Raw genomic sequence first — 16,757 nt, 5'->3', positions numbered from 1 at the left:
GCGGGTTACCCCGCACCGACTTCATAATACTGGAATCCGATTTGGTCAAGTTTATTTGCTGCGAGGATTTTCCTTCCATCGAACACGAAAGCGGGTTTCATCATGTGTTCCCTGATCCGTTTCCAGTCGTAGGTTCTGAATTCATCCCATTCGGTGAGCACGGCAATGGCATGGGCATCGCCGGCGGCTTCGTAGGGGTCGCCGACCACCGTGACCAGCCGGCGGTTCTCCTCCGGGCTGCGCGTGCCCAGGTAATCCAGGTCCCTGTACACCTGTCCGGCCGGCACCTTCGGGTCATACACGGTGATCTCGGCCTCCTCGGCCAGCAGGGCGTCCGCCACGTAAATGGCCGCCGACTCCCGCGTGTCGTTGGTATCCTTCTTGAATGCCCAGCCGTAGAACACGATCTTCTTGCCCGAAACGGTGTTGTATAATGTCTGTACGATGTTGTCGGCAAAGCGCCGTTTCTGGTGGTCGTTCATGATGATCACCTGCTCCCAGTAGTCGGCCACCTCCTGCAGCCCGTAGCTGCGGGCAATATACACCAGGTTGAGGATGTCCTTCTGGAAGCACGAACCGCCGAAGCCCACCGAGGCCTTCAGGAACTTCGGGCCGATGCGGCTGTCGGTACCGATGGCACGGGCCACCTCGTCCACGTTGGCACCCGTCTTCTCGCACAGCTCGGAGATGGCATTGATCGAGGATACCCGCTGGGCCAGGAACGCATTGGCCGTCAGCTTGGACAGCTCCGAGGACCACAGGTTGGTCGTCAGGATCCGGCTGCGGTCGACCCAGCGCCCGTAGATGCTCACCAGGGCCTCCACCGCTTCGGGGTGCTCCCCGCCGATCAGTACCCGGTCGGGGTTGTGCAAATCCGCCACGGCCGTACCCTCGGCCAGGAATTCCGGGTTGGACAGGATGTGGAAGTTCACCCCGTTGCCCGTGTTGTGCAGGATGCTCTTGAGCGCATCGGCCGTGCGTACCGGAAGCGTGGATTTCTCCACGATGATCTTGTCGTCCTTGGCCACCGCGGCAATCTGCCGCGCGCACAGCTCGATGTATTTCAGGTCGGCCGCCATGCCACGGCCCTTGCCGTAGGTCTTGGTCGGCGTGTTCACCGAGATGAACACCATCTGCGCCTCGTCGATCGCCCTGTCCACATCCGTGGAAAAGAACAGGTTCCGTCCACGCGCCTCGGCAACCACGCCGGCAAGCCCCGGCTCGTACACCGGAAGCTCCGAGAGGTCATCGCTGTTCCATGCCGCAATGCGGGCCTCGTTGATGTCGACGATCGTTACCCGGATGTCCGGGCACTGCTGGGCAATCACTGACATGGTCGGTCCCCCGACATAGCCAGCCCCGATGCAGCAGATGTTTGTGATGTTCATGCCAGCAAAAATAAAAAAATCCTTAATTTTACCTTGCCAAACAGGAAGAATAGCTTTGATCAAACAGGAAACAGTCGATAAAATACTGGACGCCGCCCGCATTGAGGAGGTGGTAGGTGATTTTGTAGACCTTAAAAAGCGGGGGACATCACTGATTGGCTTATGTCCGTTCCATAATGAGAAAACACCATCCTTTAACGTTTCGGTAAGCAAGGGCATCTACAAATGCTTCGGTTGCGGTGCCGGGGGGGATTCGGTGCGTTTCGTTATGGAGCACGAAAAGTATTCCTATCCGGAGGCCCTCCGTTACCTCGCGGGGAAGTACCACATTGCGGTTGAGGAAACGGAAAGAACGCCCGAGCAACTCGCTGCCCAGGACCGGCGGGAGAGCCTGTTTATTGTCACGGGCTGGGCAGGCCGTTTTTTTTCTGGATCGATGTGGGACACGGGGGAAGGCCAGACGGTTGGGCTCAATTATTTCCGGGAGCGCGGCTACCGGGATGACATCATCCGTAAGTTTGAACTGGGTTATTCGCCGGAAGCCTGGACAGCATTGTACGAGCAGGCAAAGGCAGCGGGTTATAAAGACGAGTTTCTGGAGGCGACCGGCCTGGTAATCCGAAAGGATGACGGCGGCGTATATGACCGTTTTCGCGGGCGTGTTATCTTTCCGATCCATAACCTCACCGGCCGGGTCCTCGGTTTTGGGGGCCGTATACTGAAGACCGATAAAAAGGCGGCGAAATACGTCAATTCACCCGAAAGCGAAATCTACCATAAATCGGACGTGCTGTATGGGCTGTACTTTGCGAAAAAAGCCATTGTTGAAGCCGATCACTGCTATTTGGTGGAAGGGTATGCAGATGTTATTTCCATGCACCAGGCAGGTGTTGAAAACGTGGTCGCTTCGTCCGGCACGTCATTGACGACGGGCCAGATCCGGTTGATTTCCCGGTATACCAGCAACGTGACCATTCTTTATGATGGGGACGCGGCAGGAATTAAGGCTTCGCTGCGTGGTACGGACATGCTGCTGGAAGAGGGGATGAATGTCAAGGTGCTATTGTTTCCGGATGGTAATGACCCGGATTCTTATGTGCAGCAATTCGGGTCGGCAGCCTTTACCCAATACATCGCCACACACCGGCAGGACTTTATTGCATATAAAACCCAGGTGCTGCTACGGGATGCCGGGAACGACCCGGTGAGGCGCGCCGAAGTGATTCATGACGTGGTCGCCAGCATTGCACTGATTCCCGATGCCATTAAGGCCTCGGTGTTCATCCGGGAGTGCAGCACGCTGCTTGATATGGAGGAACGCATTCTTATTGCGGAACTCAATAAAATCCGTATTGGGCATGCGAAAAAACGGCCCCGAGAGCCGGCCGCGGAGGAACGCCTCCCTTCGGCTGTATATCCGGATGCTTTTCCAGTTACGGAACCGAAGCCAGATTCCGGGGTGAATTCCGTCCTGTTACAAGAACGCGAAATTATCCGGATCCTGTTGAATTACGGAAGCCAGCCAGCAACCTGGGAGGCCGACGGTGACATCCCGGTTGCCCCGTTGCTATTGAGCGGGCTGCATGACGTGGTGTTTGAAGATCCGGCATGCGTGACCATCATCGATACCTATAAAGCGCATATCACGCGAAATGAGCTTCCGGGCGAGCGGGTGTTTGTCAACCACGCCGACCGTACCGTTGCCGATCTGGCTGTCGAACTGCTGTCCATGAAATACAGCCTCAGTCCCAATTGGAATGATGAGAAACGCAAAATATACGTTTCGCACGAATCAGAACGGCTGGAAGACCTGGTATATCATGCCATATTCCGCATCAAAAAGAAAAAGGTCGAACAGCAGCTTGGCCAACTCCGCGAAGCCATGAAAGAAGAAACCGACCCGGCGCAGCTTGCGGCACTCATGGGCAACTATCAAAAAATAAAAGAAGTCTCCAAATTGATTGCTGAAAAACTGGGGACGATCGTGATAAAATAATGCAGGGTAACCAGCAAAAGGGCCGTGATGGCGAGGCTATTGCCGTACAGCTGCTGAAGCAGCAGGGATACGAGATAATCTGCCTGAACTGGCGACATAAGCACCTCGAGGTTGACATCATTGCCCGCGATGGCAACCACCTGGTGTTTGTCGAAGTAAAAACGCGCCTGAGCAGTAACTTTGGGATGCCGCATGAGGCGGTGGACTGGGTAAAACAGGGCCGGTTAACACGTGCAGCCGAACGGTACATCCTGGCACACCGCCACGAAGGAGAGATTCGTTTTGATGTGGTTTCTGTCCTGTATTCAGCGGACCGCAAATCGTATCGAACCGAGCTGATAAAAGATGCCTTTTGGCCCGACTAAGTGTAAAATATATAGCTAAGTTTGCGAACATGAATAAATTGATTTATCTCGGGGCGGTACTTGTTGCGCTGGTTGCTTCATGCAATACACAGAAGAAAACAGCGAAATTCCGTTTCTCGTCGCCCACCGCGGGCACCATGGTGAACGTCGGTGATGTCCTGTCACTTAAACTTGAATTTCCGGACAATCTTTCGGCCATCGATTCGGTGGTATACGCGATAGACGACGAAGTGCTTGCCCGCAGGACGGATAGCAGTGTGGTTAGCCTGGAAACGCGGGAAGCGGCTTTCGGTAACCGGACGCTCAGTGCCCGGCTTTATCACGATGGTAAAGAACAGGTAGCCTATAGCAATATCGTGGTTGTGCCGCACCCGCCCAAGCGGTATGGCTTCAACGTAGTCCATGAATACCCGCACGATCCCGAGGCGTTTACCCAGGGCCTTGAATACGAAAACGGCTATCTTTACGAAAGCACGGGGCTACGCGGAAAATCGTCGCTGCGTAAAGTGGCTTACCAGACGGGAGAAGTCGTGCAGCGGATTAACCTGGATGATCGGTTTTTCGGCGAGGGAATGACGATCATGGGCGACCGGATCGTCCAACTTACATACCTCGAAAAAGTGGGCTTTGTTTATAACAAGCAGACTTTTGCCAAGACAGGCGAATTTGCCTACGGCCAAAGCCCGGAAGGCTGGGGGCTTTGTTACGATGGCAGCCGGCTTATTAAGTCGGATGGCAGCAGCCGGCTGTACTTTCTGAATGCTGCATCTTTTGCCGAAGAGGGTTTCATCGAAGTATATAACAGCAAAGGCCCTGTAGACAGTATCAATGAACTGGAGTGGATAAACGGAAAGATATACGCCAATATTTACCAGCAGGACATTATTGTAATCATTGACCCTGCAAGCGGAGCAGTAGAAGGAGAGATCAACCTGATCGGCATTTATCCGAACAAAGCGGAAATTGACAATGAATTGAATGGCATTGCCTATGACCGGAAGGGCGACCGTCTTTTTGTGACCGGCAAAAACTGGAATAAGCTTTACGAGATCGCGCTGGTGGAACGGTAGCAGGTGCATGCTAAACACACTAAAATATATTTTTAAATACCGGGGGAAAATAATCGACCGGGCTATGTTGTACAGCAGCCTGGGGTGTGTGTTGGTGGTGTTGTTTCACCTGGGGTACAATACGGACCAGGTAACCGCCCAGCAGGTGACCGCGGTCATCGTCTGGCTGTTTTACGGTCTTTTCGCCCTTGGGTTATTCCGTCTGGTGTTTTCCATGGTGGTGGCACGGAAAGTCGGCGTGGCACATTACGGTGGATTACTGCTGGCCGTTTATTTTCTCTTCGTTGCTTTGGGGCGATCAAATGAACACCCGCTGCTTTCTTTTTTGCAGCAGGATGAATGGATTTACCTGGGAATTTTTGCGGTATTTCTGAGTGAACTGTCAAAAAACAGCCTGTTTTTCGATAATTTTTACTTTAACCCCACGATCCTTTTTGTCATCAGTTTTCTGGTGCTCATTTTAGTGGGAACCTTGCTGCTCATGCTACCCAAAACCACCTGGCAGCAGCCATTGTCTTTTGTTGATGCCCTTTTCATGTCGACGAGTGCGGTATGCATCACCGGGTTGTCCACCGTTGACATCGCCACACGGTTTACGGGATTCGGGCATACGGTTATCCTGGTGCTGATGCAGCTTGGCGCGCTGGGTATCATGACCTTTACCGGTTTTTTCGGCTATTTTTTTGCGGGCGGGTTTTCTTATAAAAATCAGCTCATGTACAGCGAGTTCTTAGGGCACAATAAGGTAGGCTCGGTGATCAGTACCTTATTGAAGATCATATTTGTTACGCTTATTTTTGAAGCAATCGGCGCAATTTTTATTTTCTTTTTCATTGACTCGGCCATGTTTTCGTCAACCGGAGATCGCATTTTTTTTGCCGTATTCCATGCCGTTTCCGCATTCTGCAACGCCGGGTTTTCCCTTGCTTCCGGTGGGCTTCATCATCCACTGTTCCGTTATAACTACGAGCTGCAGGTGGCCGTGGCCGCGTTGTTTATCGTGGGGGGGCTTGGTTTTGGTATCGTATTCAACATTTATACCTTCGTCAAGCGCTGGATCGTCAATGTTTTCAAACGGGTCATTCACGGGCAGCCTTTTACCTACCGGGCGTGGGTGATCAGTTTTAATACCCGGCTGGTGGTCTGGACCACCTTGGCATTGTTTATTTTCTCGACAATAACGACCTTTATATTGGAGTATGACCATGCACTGGCAGAGCATCCCTCCCTTTGGGGTAAATGGGTAGCCGCTTTTTTTACGGGTAACAGCGCCCGGACAGCAGGTTTCAATGTAACCGACACCGGCGGACTGTCTTTTCCGATGCTGTTGATCATGATGTTCCTGATGTGGATCGGGGCTTCACCCGGTTCCACCGGGGGCGGCATCAAAACCACGACATTTTCCGTAGCAGTACTCAATGTGCTCAATTTGGCCAGGGGGAAGGATAACCTCGAAATATTCGGTCGCAAGGTGTCCGGTGATTCCGTAAACAAGGCTTTTGCCATTATTTTTCTTTCATTTTTTGCTATTGGCCTCACGATTCTTGCCCTGTCAATCACCGATGGGAACCAGGGTCTATGGGCAATAGCCTTTGAAAGTTTTTCGGCCTACGCCACCTGTGGCCTGAGTGTGGGGATCACCCCGCAGCTCAGCGATGCCGGTAAGGTAGTACTGACCTGCTGTATGTTTACGGGTAGGGTGGGCATGCTTACCCTACTGGTTGCCCTGATCAAAAATACCAAGAACAGAAGTTATGAATATCCGCAGGAGAAAGTCCTGTTTTAATCGGTCAATCGTATGAAATACATCGTATTGGGTTTAGGAAATTTCGGCAAGGCACTCGCCATACGTCTTACTGAACTGGGCCATGAAGTCATTGGCGCAGACAATAAAATGGCGAAGGTTGAACAGCTTAAGGAAAAAATTACCCACACAGTATGCATGGACAGTACCGATGTTGACGCTGTAAGTGCCTTGCCGCTTAAGGACGCCCACGCAGTGGTGGTGGCCATCGGCGAGGATGAAGGTGCCTCGTTGCTGACCACGGCACTGCTGAAACAGCTGGGGGTCAAGCGGATTGTGGGGCGGGTTGTGTCCGATCTGCAAAAAACCGTGCTGGAGGCTATGGATATCGGCGAGTACCTTATGCCAGAGGAGGACGCTGCAGGGCGGCTGGCCATGCGGCTGGACAATATTGACATCGTCGACTCCTTTAAGGTCTCGGAAAAGTACAGTATTATTGAAACCAAGGTGCCCGACAAGTACATCGGGATGAGCCTGCGCGAAGCCAACCTGACCAATAAATACCGGGTTATTGTGCTGACCACGCTTAAAATCACTGCCGAAGAGGGCGAAAGCAAGGTGAACGGGGCCAAGGAGGCGACCGGAATTGCCCAGTCGGACACCGTTTTGGCGGCAGGCGATATTCTGGTGCTTTTCGGTGAATTGAAGGACATCAATCGACTGATTCAAAAGGGGGAGTGATTGCGCGTATCTCAAATCAAATCGCTACTTTTGGCACTTCGTTAATCACAACCAATTGAGGATACATGAAAACCTGGTTTAACAACAATGCTACCCATCTGGCCGTAATCGGGCTGTTCATCGCGATGAGCTTTCTTTATTTTACACCTGCCTGGCAGGGGAAAGTACTCTTTCAGCATGACGTATTGCAGGCCCAGGCGGGGCAACAGGAAATCCTCACGATCCAGGAGCGGGATGGCGACATGCCTTTATGGACGAACTCGATGTTCAGCGGTATGCCCTCCTATCAGGTGCTGATCGATTTGCCCAGCAACATCACCACGTATATATTGCGGGGCTTCAAGTGGGCGTTCCCTCATCCCATTGACGTATTACTGCTGTATCTGCTGGGGTCATACCTGTTATTTGGCGTGCTGAGGGTAAAACCCTGGCTGGCGGCGCTTGGGGCTGTGGCTTTTGCGTTTTCGTCTTATAATTTCATTTATATTGAGGCGGGACACGCCAATAAAACCTACGCTATCGCTTTTATGGCGCCCATTCTCGCCGGTATCATCCTGGCCTTTCGCGGGCGATACCTACTGGGTGCGGTAATCCTGGCCTTTGCCATGGCACTAGAGATCCGGGTCAATCACATACAGGTAACCTACTACTTGTTTTTGGCAGCACTCGTGCTGGTAGGGATGGAGTTTTACCGCGCTGTCCGGGAAAAGCGGCTGCTGGATTTTGGCCGTGCCCTCGGGTACCAGGCAGCTGCCGTGGTGCTGGCGCTGGCCGTTAATGCATCGTTGTTATGGCCTACTTACGAATATAGTAAAGAGTCGATACGCGGGCAGGCAAACCTGGCTACGCAGAGCACGGAGCGGTCGGATAACGGGGTCAGCCGCGACTATGCCTATCAGTGGAGCCAGGGTGTGGGAGAGAGCCTGACGTTTTTGGTGCCTAACGCTTATGGAGGCGGGATGACGACGCACTTGGATGCAGACTCCGAGGTCGGCCGCGTACTGATGAACAACGGTATTTCACCGGATGCTGCGGCCAGCATTCCGGCTTATTGGGGAGAAAAACCCTTTACTTCCGGTCCCTGGTATTTCGGCGCAGGCATTATCTTCCTTTTTGTACTCGGCGCCGTGATCGTGCGTGGCCGGTTGAAGTGGTGGCTGCTGGGCACGACACTGCTCGTACTGCTGCTTTCCTTCGGTCGGCATTTCTCTCTGGTTTCGGATATCTTTTTTAATTATTTTCCACTGTACAATAAATTCCGCGCGGTGGAATCCATTCTAGTGATCGCCGCACTGCTGGTGCCGGTATTGGCTGTCCTGGCCATAAATGAACTTATAACGAACGGAAGCCAGCAAAAGAACCTGGAGAAGAAGTTATTGTATGTGCTGGGAGGCGTTGGGGGAATTACGCTGCTGATCGCCGTACTGCCCGGCTTGTTTTTGAGCTTTAAGGCCACCAATCATCAGGAGGTTATCCAATCGTATGCACAGCAACTACAGGACAATACACTTGCCAACGAGCTGGTGGCCGCACTGGTAAAAGACCGCGCAGGCCTGGCAAAGGCGGATGGGCTCCGCTCACTGCTTGTGATCCTGATCACCTTTGGGCTGGTGTGGCTGCTGGTTAAGCAAAAACTGAAAAGCACGACAGCGGTGATTCTGCTTGGTGTGGTCACATTGATCGACCTATGGGGGGTAGACCGGCGGTACCTGAACGCAGCTAATTTTACTGACCGGCTACAGCTAAACCGGCAGTTCAACGTGGAACGGGAAGTGGACAGGCTCATCCGGATGGATAAGGATCCGAACTATCGGGTACTCGACCTCACCACCAATCCGTTTGCCGATGCACGGGCGTCTTATTTCCACAAATCCATCGGTGGGTATCACGCAGCCAAGCTGATGCGCTATCAGGAGCTGATTGAACGGCAATTTTCAACGGCGATCAATGAGGATGTGCTGGATATGCTCAATACACGCTACCTGATTACGAGGGACAACCAGGGTAACGAACGAATCCAGCGGCGAAGCACAGCCGCGGGAAATGCCTGGTTTGTCGGGCAGGCTACGTTCGTGAAAGACAATGAAGCGGAGATGCAGGCAATCAATGGGTTTAACCCGCTTAAGGAGGCATTTATCCATGAGGAATTTAAGCCGTTACTCGATGAAAAGAAACTCACTGCTCCCGCGGAAGCGAATATCAGACTGACCACTTATCGGCCGGATCGCCTTGTTTATGAATACACGACGTCGGACGATGCGATTGCCGTATTTTCGGAGGTATGGTATGATAAGGGCTGGAAAGCCTATGTAGACGGTAAGGAGTTACCGATTGTCCGCGCAAATTACCTGCTACGGGCGGTACAATTACCTGAGGGCAATCATCAGGTTGAATTTAAATTTGAACCGCAGTCTTATTACACCGGGGAACGTATTTCGCTGGCCGCATCGTTGTTGCTGGTATTGGGTGCAGGAGGAGCGGCCTGGCTGGAAAGGCGGCGACGGACGATACAAGCTTAACCAAGGGAACTAACAAACAGCATGAATAGTAGCGATTACAGCAAAATTTATAAAGAGAATTTACTTACTGATGTAATGCCTTTCTGGCTGGCCCACTCCAGGGATGAAAAGGGCGGCTATTTTACCTGCTTGGACCGGCAGGGCAAGGTGTTTGATACGGATAAGTTTATCTGGTTGCAGGGAAGGCAGGTCTGGATGCTATCCACATTATACAATCAGGTGGAACGGCGCACCGAATGGCTGGAATTTGCCCGGCATGGCGCGGATTTTCTGTTGAAAAACGGTAGAGACGAAGCAGGAAATTTTTACTTCGCGCTGAACCGGGAAGGACGGCCGCTGGTGCAGCCCTATAATATTTTCTCCGATTGTTTTGCGGCAATGGGACTGGGTGCACTGTATTCCGCGACAAATGAGGACCGGTACGGGGAAATCGCCCGGCAGACATTTTTGAATATCATCGCCCGCAGAGATAATACCAAGGGTAAATACAATAAACAATATCCAGGAACACGGGACCTGAAGGGCTTTTCACTACCGATGATATTGAGTAACCTGTCGGTGGAGCTGGAACATATTCTTGATCGCCAGTTGGTGGAAACCCTCATTGATGAGGTGATCCACGAGGTGATGAATGTATTTTATCAGGCAGACAGCGGACTGATTCTTGAAAATGTATATGCCGACGGCAGTTTCAGTGATTCGTTTGATGGCCGCTTAGTAAATCCGGGACATGTGCTGGAGGCCATGTGGTTTATGATGGATCTGGCGGTGCGGAGGAATGATCCGGAATTGACTGCCAAAGCCGTTGCCATCGCTCTGCGTGCACTGGACTTTGGATGGGACACCGAGCACGGTGGCATTTTATACTTCAGGGACATTAAAGGATACCCAACGCAACAGCTCGAATGGGATCAGAAGCTGTGGTGGGTACATATCGAGGCCATGATCTGTATGGCCAAGGCTTGGTTGCTGACGGATAACACCCAATGCCGCGACTGGTTTAATACACTGCATGAATATACTTACCGGCATTTCGCCGATCCGGAGTACGGCGAGTGGTTTGGCTACTTGAATAGGCGAGGCGAGGTACTCTTACCCCTGAAAGGTGGTAAATGGAAAGGGTGCTTTCACGTGCCCCGCGGCCTGCTACAGCTCGGGAATACCATGGACGCTATTTCAGCAAAGTTACCACGTTAATCCAATCCACCATGGCATTGCTTCCGCATCAAAATACGCCGGCAGGCCAAACCGAACCGGGCGGGTACTATACTCCGGCGTTAATTGCGCTGGCGGTATTGTATTTCATGATGGGTTTTATTACCTGCCTGAACGATACACTGGTGCCTTTTTTTAAAGCCGGTTTTACCTTAAGCTATGCTGAGTCGGCATTGGTACAATTTTATTTTTTTCTGACCTACGCCCTCTTTTCCATACCCGCAGGAAGGATGGTGGAAAAAATTGGCTATAAGCGGGGCATGGTATTCGGATTTGCGGTAGCCGGCGCTGGTGCATTTCTGTTTTATCCGGCTTCCATATGGCACGAATACAGCCTCTTCCTTGCGGCGCTTTTCGTACTCGCCATCGGTATCGTATTGTTGCAGGTTGCGGCGAATCCGTATATCACTGTGCTTGGCCCGCCGGAAACGGCATCTTCCAGGCTGACGCTCATTCAGGGCGTAGGTTCGCTGGGCACTACGACAGCACCCTTGTTTGGTGCACATTTTATTTTATCACGCCTGGGTGACTCGGGAGGAGCCAGCGATGCAGTGAGCACACCCTACCTGGGCATTGGGTTGACACTTCTGGTAATTGCCCTGGTATTAGCCCGCCTGGCATTGCCTAAGGTGACCGCGGCTGACGAGGCGCAGCAGGGGGAAGACCAACCAGCGAGGCGTATTTTTTCTTTCCGGAACCTGAACCTGGGCACGATCGGCATATTTGTCTATGTAGGTGCTGAGGTTGCTATCGGAACTTTTCTGACGAACTATATTGCGGATACGCTGCTGATTGAGGAACATCAGGCAAATAATTACGTTGCGCTCTATTGGGGGGGCATGCTGGTTGGACGGTTGATCGGCGCGGTATTGCTGAGGTGGATTAAACCGCAGCGGGTATTAGCCGGAACAGCGACAATGGCGCTGCTGTTGATTCTGACCGCTATCCAGTCGACCGGACAGGTGGCCGTATGGGCAATGGTGTCGGTGGGACTCTTCAATTCAGTCATGTTTGCCATTATTTTTTCACTGTCTGTGAAAGGGCTTGGAAAGTACACCACACAGGCTTCGGGGCTGCTATCTTCGGCTATCGTCGGTGGGGCGGTAATCCCTTATTTGCAGGGGTTACTGAAAGATGAATTTACGTGGACAATTGCCTTTATGCTCCCATTGTGCTGTTACGTATACCTTGTTTTTTACGGATTGCACGGATACCGGACAACACACCACCGTTAAAATAGCTTCAACTGGGGGTCGCTTACACGGAATGTCCTGCGATGGTGAGGCGTATAACCGTGCTCCAGGATCGCACTCCGGTGCTGTACCGTAGGATATCCCTTGTTATGTATCCACCCGTAGTGGGGAAATTCGTCGGCCAGTCCGTCCATATAATCGTCGCGGTAGGTCTTGGCGAGGACAGACGCAGCGGCAATGGAAAGGTATTTGCCATCGCCTTTAACGATGCAGCAGTGGGGTGTTTGCCGGTAAGGAATAAACCGGTTGCCATCCACTAAAATATACTCCGCCTTGATCTTCAGCGCATCCAGTGCCTTATGCATGGCCAGATATGACGCATTGTGGATGTTAATCCGGTCTATTTCGGCCGCACTTACGCTTGCTACGGCACAGGCAAGCGCCTGCTCTTCGATGATTTTGCGCAATGTGTACCGTTGGGAAGCGGCTAACTGCTTGGAATCCGTCAGTATGTCGTGTTGAAAATCCTTGGCAAATACAACGGCCGCCGCATAGACCGGTCCTGCGAGGCAGCCACGTCCCGCTTCATCGCAGCCTGCCTCTATTAATATGTCCTGATGTGTGGAGCGTAGCATTTATCGGAGGTGTTTCGTTACTTGCGAGACAAAATTATATTTTTATTGTGAGCAATCAAGCAAAGAAGGTCCCGCGTGACCGGAAGTCTTGCAGCACTGTGTAATAATTCTTATACAATTAAACTTAAGCAATGCCATGTCGTCAAAAACACACTTTACCATGAAGAAGATGAACTTAACCAGCTGCCTTATGTTGCTGTTGATGGTCAGTGGAATCACCGCTGGTCATGCGCAACGGAATAAAGGCAATACCCAGCAGGCTCTGGATTGGGCGGCCGATCCGGTTATTGACGGGCGGCTGGATGACTGGGGGGATAGCCTGCTTTATGAACACGGCTCGCAGGGATTGCAATATCAGCTTAAAAATGACCGCGACCGGCTTATCGTGGCCATGCGTGTGCCGGACAAAGAACAACAGGTACGGGCGCTGTCGCAGGGGCTCAGCCTGATGGTCAATCCGCAGGGAAAGAAGCGTGAGGGACCTACGGTGGTTTTTCCGGTTGCTGACCGGATTGCATTCCGTTCGATCATGTCGGCCGATAATGACGACCGGCCGGAAGATATGCGGCGCGGGGCACTTCAGGCTATCCGTGCAATTTATGTCCTGCGGTTCGCGGACCTGCTTGACGGACAGATTTCACTGGACAACACGTATGGTATTGAGGCCCAGGTGACCATAGACTCGGCAGATGCCCTCTGCGTGGAAATTGCGGTGCCTTTACACCAGTTGGGTGTTTCAGCGGAAACCGACGGGGAACTGGCATTTAATGTGAAAATAAATGGACTGATTATGTCCAAAAACACGGGAACGAGCAACGGTATGCGCAGTCGTTATCCCGGATATGGATATCCCTATGGGTACGGATATCCTTACGGCTATGGGCAACAAACACCATCCAAACCGCGTGAGGAACCCGGTGTATGGATTGTTTCGCCGCTGGCTAAAGAATAGTTTATGCTGAATCTAAATGATAAAAAAAGATCAATCAACCGTAAAGCGCACCTTAAAAGCCGTCCTGCTGGCGGCTTCGCTTTTGCTGCTCGGTTTTCCGGGCTTTTCACAAACCTATAAACGGGTACAGGGAACATTAAGTGACCAGAACGGCGACGCAGTTGTCGGCGCTTCGGTGAAGTTGGTGTCGAACCTCGACTCGGTTCAGACCAGTACCGGAAGCGGTGGCCTGTTTTCGTTTAACAATATTAAGGGCGCCCAATTTATACTTACGGTGACGAGTCTGGGGTATGATACGCTGCGGCAGGTTTATACCTTCAAGCCGGGTGCCAATGAATTGGCGCTGCCGTTGATGCTGCATGAGTCGAGCCGGCTGCTTGCCGAAGTAGCTGTCACAGGGGTAGCTCCCATTACCGTGAAAGAAGATACGCTTGAATACGCGACGAAAGACCTTCGCCTGCGTGAAGGTGCGCTGGTAGAAGATGCCCTTAAAAAACTGGACGGGGTGGAAGTGGATAAGGACGGCAACGTTACCGCCCAGGGCGAAACAGTAACCCGGGCACGGATCAACGGAAAGGATTTTTTCGGGGGTGATATCAAAGCGGCCATTCAGAATCTGCCTGCCGAGATCGTGGAGAAAATCCAGATTGTGGATGATTACGGGGACATGGCAAATGTGACCGGGAACCGGACGGGTGATCCCGAGCGGGTGCTGAACCTAGAGATAGCTCCTGAGCGCAATACGGGTGACTTCGGTAATTTCCGGGTGGGAGGTGGCACCGAGGACCGGTATCAGATGACCGGCTCCTACGGAAAGTTTAAGGAAGGCATACAGCTTTCGGTGCTCGCCAACCTGAACAATGTAAACGCCAGCTTGTTTGACTTCAATACCCGCAGTGGCGGCGCGCGGCGCATGCGGGGTGGCGGTAGTTTCGGACGTGGCTTTGGCGGAGGAGGCTGGAACCGGAACGGACTGACCAATACCGGATCGATTGGTGTCAATTACCGGCAGGACTTCAGTGAAAAACTGACGATGTACGGTGAGTACAGTTTCGGGCATACCGACAATACAATGCAGCGTAACGAATTTGAGGAAACAACACTTGCTGAGGGAACCACTTACAAAACCAGCAATAGCAATAACGGCAGCATTGGAAACGATCACCGCCTCAGCTGGAATGTTGAATACAAACCGGATGACCGGAATTACATTAAGCTTTCCCCAAACTTCTCCTTCCGGCAGAATCAGTTCAATAACCTTTCGCTGAGCAGCAACAGCCAGGATGCGCAGCTTATTAACGACATGACCAACAGAGAAATCAGTCACTCCTATGCGCCGACCTACGGTGTTAGCGGACTCTATAACCGGCGGTTGAACGACAACGGCCGGAATGTCTTTGTTAATTTTGCACTGAACACCGCCAGTACTGAACAGGATCAGGAACGTATTATTAATAGCCTGCCGTACGTATCCGACGCAGCAGCCCTGGACAGTGTATACCAGCAGCATTTGGTCGACCTGCAGAACAAGAACCTAAATGGCGGGGCCACCGTATCCTATATTGAACCCATGGGACAGTATGGCCGGCTCGAAGTAAACTACGACTTTAATTTTGCGTCCTACGATAATGACCGCAATGCCCATGCATATGACCGTAATGGAGTGGTCATCGATAACCCCGAGTATAACAATAACCGGGTGTATGATTATACCTTCTATACGCATAGGGGTACACTTACTTATCGACATGAGAAAGATAAATGGAATTATTCCCTGGGTATCGCCGCACAACCCAACCTCCTGCGTGGCGGCGGGGATATCGATGGAAATTCCGTTGCGATCAACCGAAGCGGGTTCAACTGGATGCCCGTGGCGCGCCTGGAATACGAAGTATCGCGAACGAAGCGATTCAATGTCAACTATTCGGGCAGGGCATCGGAACCCAGTTTCACCCAGCTGCAGCCGTTTACCGACTATTCCAATGCGAACGCTCCGATAACGGGGAACCCAAATCTGGCTGCCGAATTTACGCATGAACTACGGCTGAATTACCGGAATTTCAATATCGGGGAGGGCACCTCCTTTTTTGTCGGCCTGATGGGCTCGCTGGCTGAAGACAAAATTGTAACCAACCGTACTACATCAATTGATGATTCCATCGGGTTGGTGCAGGCAATTGAATACCTGAATACCAATGGGTTCTACAATACGCGCGGGTTTTATAACTTTGCCAAGCCGTTTGCAGACCGTGCGTATACGCTGTCATTTAACGGCATGATCGCGTATAACAATAACGTATCTTATACTACCGCCGGGATGCCCGGAGGCGAGGCGGGCACTTTTGCCACAGAAAGGAATATTGCGCGAAACTGGGTGCTTTCGCAGGGCGTTAGCTTCCGGTATAACCCAAAGGAAACCATTGAGATCTCACCGGGTGTACGATATACGTATAATACAACCCGCAACACGGTTTCCTCAGGAAACAACCGCGACGTTTCGACCTGGGCCGTTACCCTGAACGGATCGGTTAACTTTACTCCCACCTGGATACTGGGGGCGGATTTCGAAAAAACCAGCAACAATGGATATAGCAGCTCCGTAGGGGCAAATCCCATGATTATTAACACCTATGTCGAAAAGCAATTTCTGCGGGGGCGGAATGGTGCCATCCGGTTTCAGGCATTTGACCTGCTTAATGAACAGATTGACGTATCCCGTAGCGTAATAGACAATACCATTACCGATAGCCGGAGCAACCGGCTGGCGCGGTATTTTATGCTGACACTTTCTTACCGCTTCTCTAATTTTGCCGGTGGTCGTATGGGGTCTGACGGATCCGGAAGGGGGGATGGACCCTATGGCGGCGGCGATGGAATGCGCGTCCGGTTCTAATCGTTTTTTTGCTATCTTGCGCCGCTATGGACTACGCGCTTATTCA

General features: G+C 51.9%; 12 protein-coding genes. 10 read left to right on the top strand and 2 right to left on the bottom strand.

Going from position 1 to position 16,757, the window contains the following annotated elements; genetic code table 11:
• Nucleotides 1-5 precede the first annotated feature (5 nt).
• Entirely contained in the window at nucleotides 6-1,388 is a 1,383-nt protein-coding gene (locus ABWO75_RS08200) for a nucleotide sugar dehydrogenase (RefSeq protein ID WP_353184418.1), read from the bottom strand.
• Between the two features lie 55 nt (nucleotides 1,389-1,443).
• Here ABWO75_RS08200 and dnaG point away from each other — a divergent pair, with 55 nt between their 5' ends.
• The 8 genes from dnaG to ABWO75_RS08160 all read left to right on the top strand — a co-directional run bounded on the left by dnaG (nucleotide 1,444) and on the right by ABWO75_RS08160 (nucleotide 12,273).
• Nucleotides 1,444-3,384, top strand: a complete 1,941-nt coding sequence (gene dnaG / locus ABWO75_RS08195) for a DNA primase (RefSeq protein WP_353184416.1) — start codon at nucleotides 1,444-1,446, stop codon at nucleotides 3,382-3,384.
• The gene (locus tag ABWO75_RS08190; protein ID WP_353184414.1) at nucleotides 3,384-3,749 is read left to right on the top strand and encodes a YraN family protein; all 366 of its coding nucleotides are present in this window, start codon (nucleotides 3,384-3,386) and stop codon (nucleotides 3,747-3,749) included. Before dnaG ends, ABWO75_RS08190 begins: the two co-directional genes overlap by 1 nt.
• Before the next feature lie 29 nt (nucleotides 3,750-3,778).
• Nucleotides 3,779-4,819: a glutaminyl-peptide cyclotransferase gene (locus ABWO75_RS08185; RefSeq protein WP_353184412.1), complete on the top strand. Its 1,041-nt coding sequence runs from the start codon at nucleotides 3,779-3,781 to the stop codon at nucleotides 4,817-4,819.
• A gap of 64 nt (nucleotides 4,820-4,883) precedes the next feature.
• Nucleotides 4,884-6,605 carry a TrkH family potassium uptake protein gene (locus ABWO75_RS08180; protein ID WP_353184410.1) on the top strand — a complete coding sequence of 574 codons (1,722 nt, stop codon included), beginning with the start codon at nucleotides 4,884-4,886 and terminating at the stop codon, nucleotides 6,603-6,605.
• A 12-nt stretch (nucleotides 6,606-6,617) separates the two neighbouring features.
• Nucleotides 6,618-7,304 (top strand): potassium channel family protein, encoded by a 687-nt coding sequence (locus ABWO75_RS08175; protein WP_257659181.1) that lies wholly within the window; start codon nucleotides 6,618-6,620, stop codon nucleotides 7,302-7,304.
• A 65-nt stretch (nucleotides 7,305-7,369) separates the two neighbouring features.
• Entirely contained in the window at nucleotides 7,370-9,823 is a 2,454-nt protein-coding gene (locus tag ABWO75_RS08170; RefSeq protein WP_353184408.1) for a YfhO family protein, read from the top strand.
• Between the two features lie 21 nt (nucleotides 9,824-9,844).
• Nucleotides 9,845-11,020 (top strand): n-acyl-d-glucosamine 2-epimerase, encoded by a 1,176-nt coding sequence (locus tag ABWO75_RS08165; RefSeq protein ID WP_353184406.1) that lies wholly within the window; start codon nucleotides 9,845-9,847, stop codon nucleotides 11,018-11,020.
• Entirely contained in the window at nucleotides 10,936-12,273 is a 1,338-nt protein-coding gene (locus ABWO75_RS08160) for a sugar MFS transporter (protein ID WP_353184404.1), read from the top strand. Before ABWO75_RS08165 ends, ABWO75_RS08160 begins: the two co-directional genes overlap by 85 nt.
• Here the strand turns inward: ABWO75_RS08160 and rnhB are convergent.
• Nucleotides 12,270-12,866 carry a ribonuclease HII gene (gene rnhB, locus ABWO75_RS08155; protein ID WP_353184402.1) on the bottom strand — a complete coding sequence of 199 codons (597 nt, stop codon included), beginning with the start codon at nucleotides 12,864-12,866 and terminating at the stop codon, nucleotides 12,270-12,272. The two genes, ABWO75_RS08160 and rnhB, sit on opposite strands and share 4 nt — an antisense overlap.
• 160 nt (nucleotides 12,867-13,026) lie before the next feature.
• Between rnhB and ABWO75_RS08150 the strand changes: the two genes are divergently transcribed.
• The gene (locus ABWO75_RS08150) at nucleotides 13,027-13,818 is read left to right on the top strand and encodes a sulfur globule family protein (protein WP_353184400.1); all 792 of its coding nucleotides are present in this window, start codon (nucleotides 13,027-13,029) and stop codon (nucleotides 13,816-13,818) included.
• 16 nt (nucleotides 13,819-13,834) lie between these two features.
• Nucleotides 13,835-16,711 (top strand): outer membrane beta-barrel protein, encoded by a 2,877-nt coding sequence (locus ABWO75_RS08145; RefSeq protein ID WP_353184398.1) that lies wholly within the window; start codon nucleotides 13,835-13,837, stop codon nucleotides 16,709-16,711.
• Nucleotides 16,712-16,757: the final 46 nt, after the last annotated feature.

Source organism: Parapedobacter lycopersici (genome assembly GCF_040395035.1).
Lineage (GTDB): Bacteria > Bacteroidota > Bacteroidia > Sphingobacteriales > Sphingobacteriaceae > Parapedobacter > Parapedobacter lycopersici_A.
This window is presented reverse-complemented; position numbering and strand designations above follow the sequence as displayed.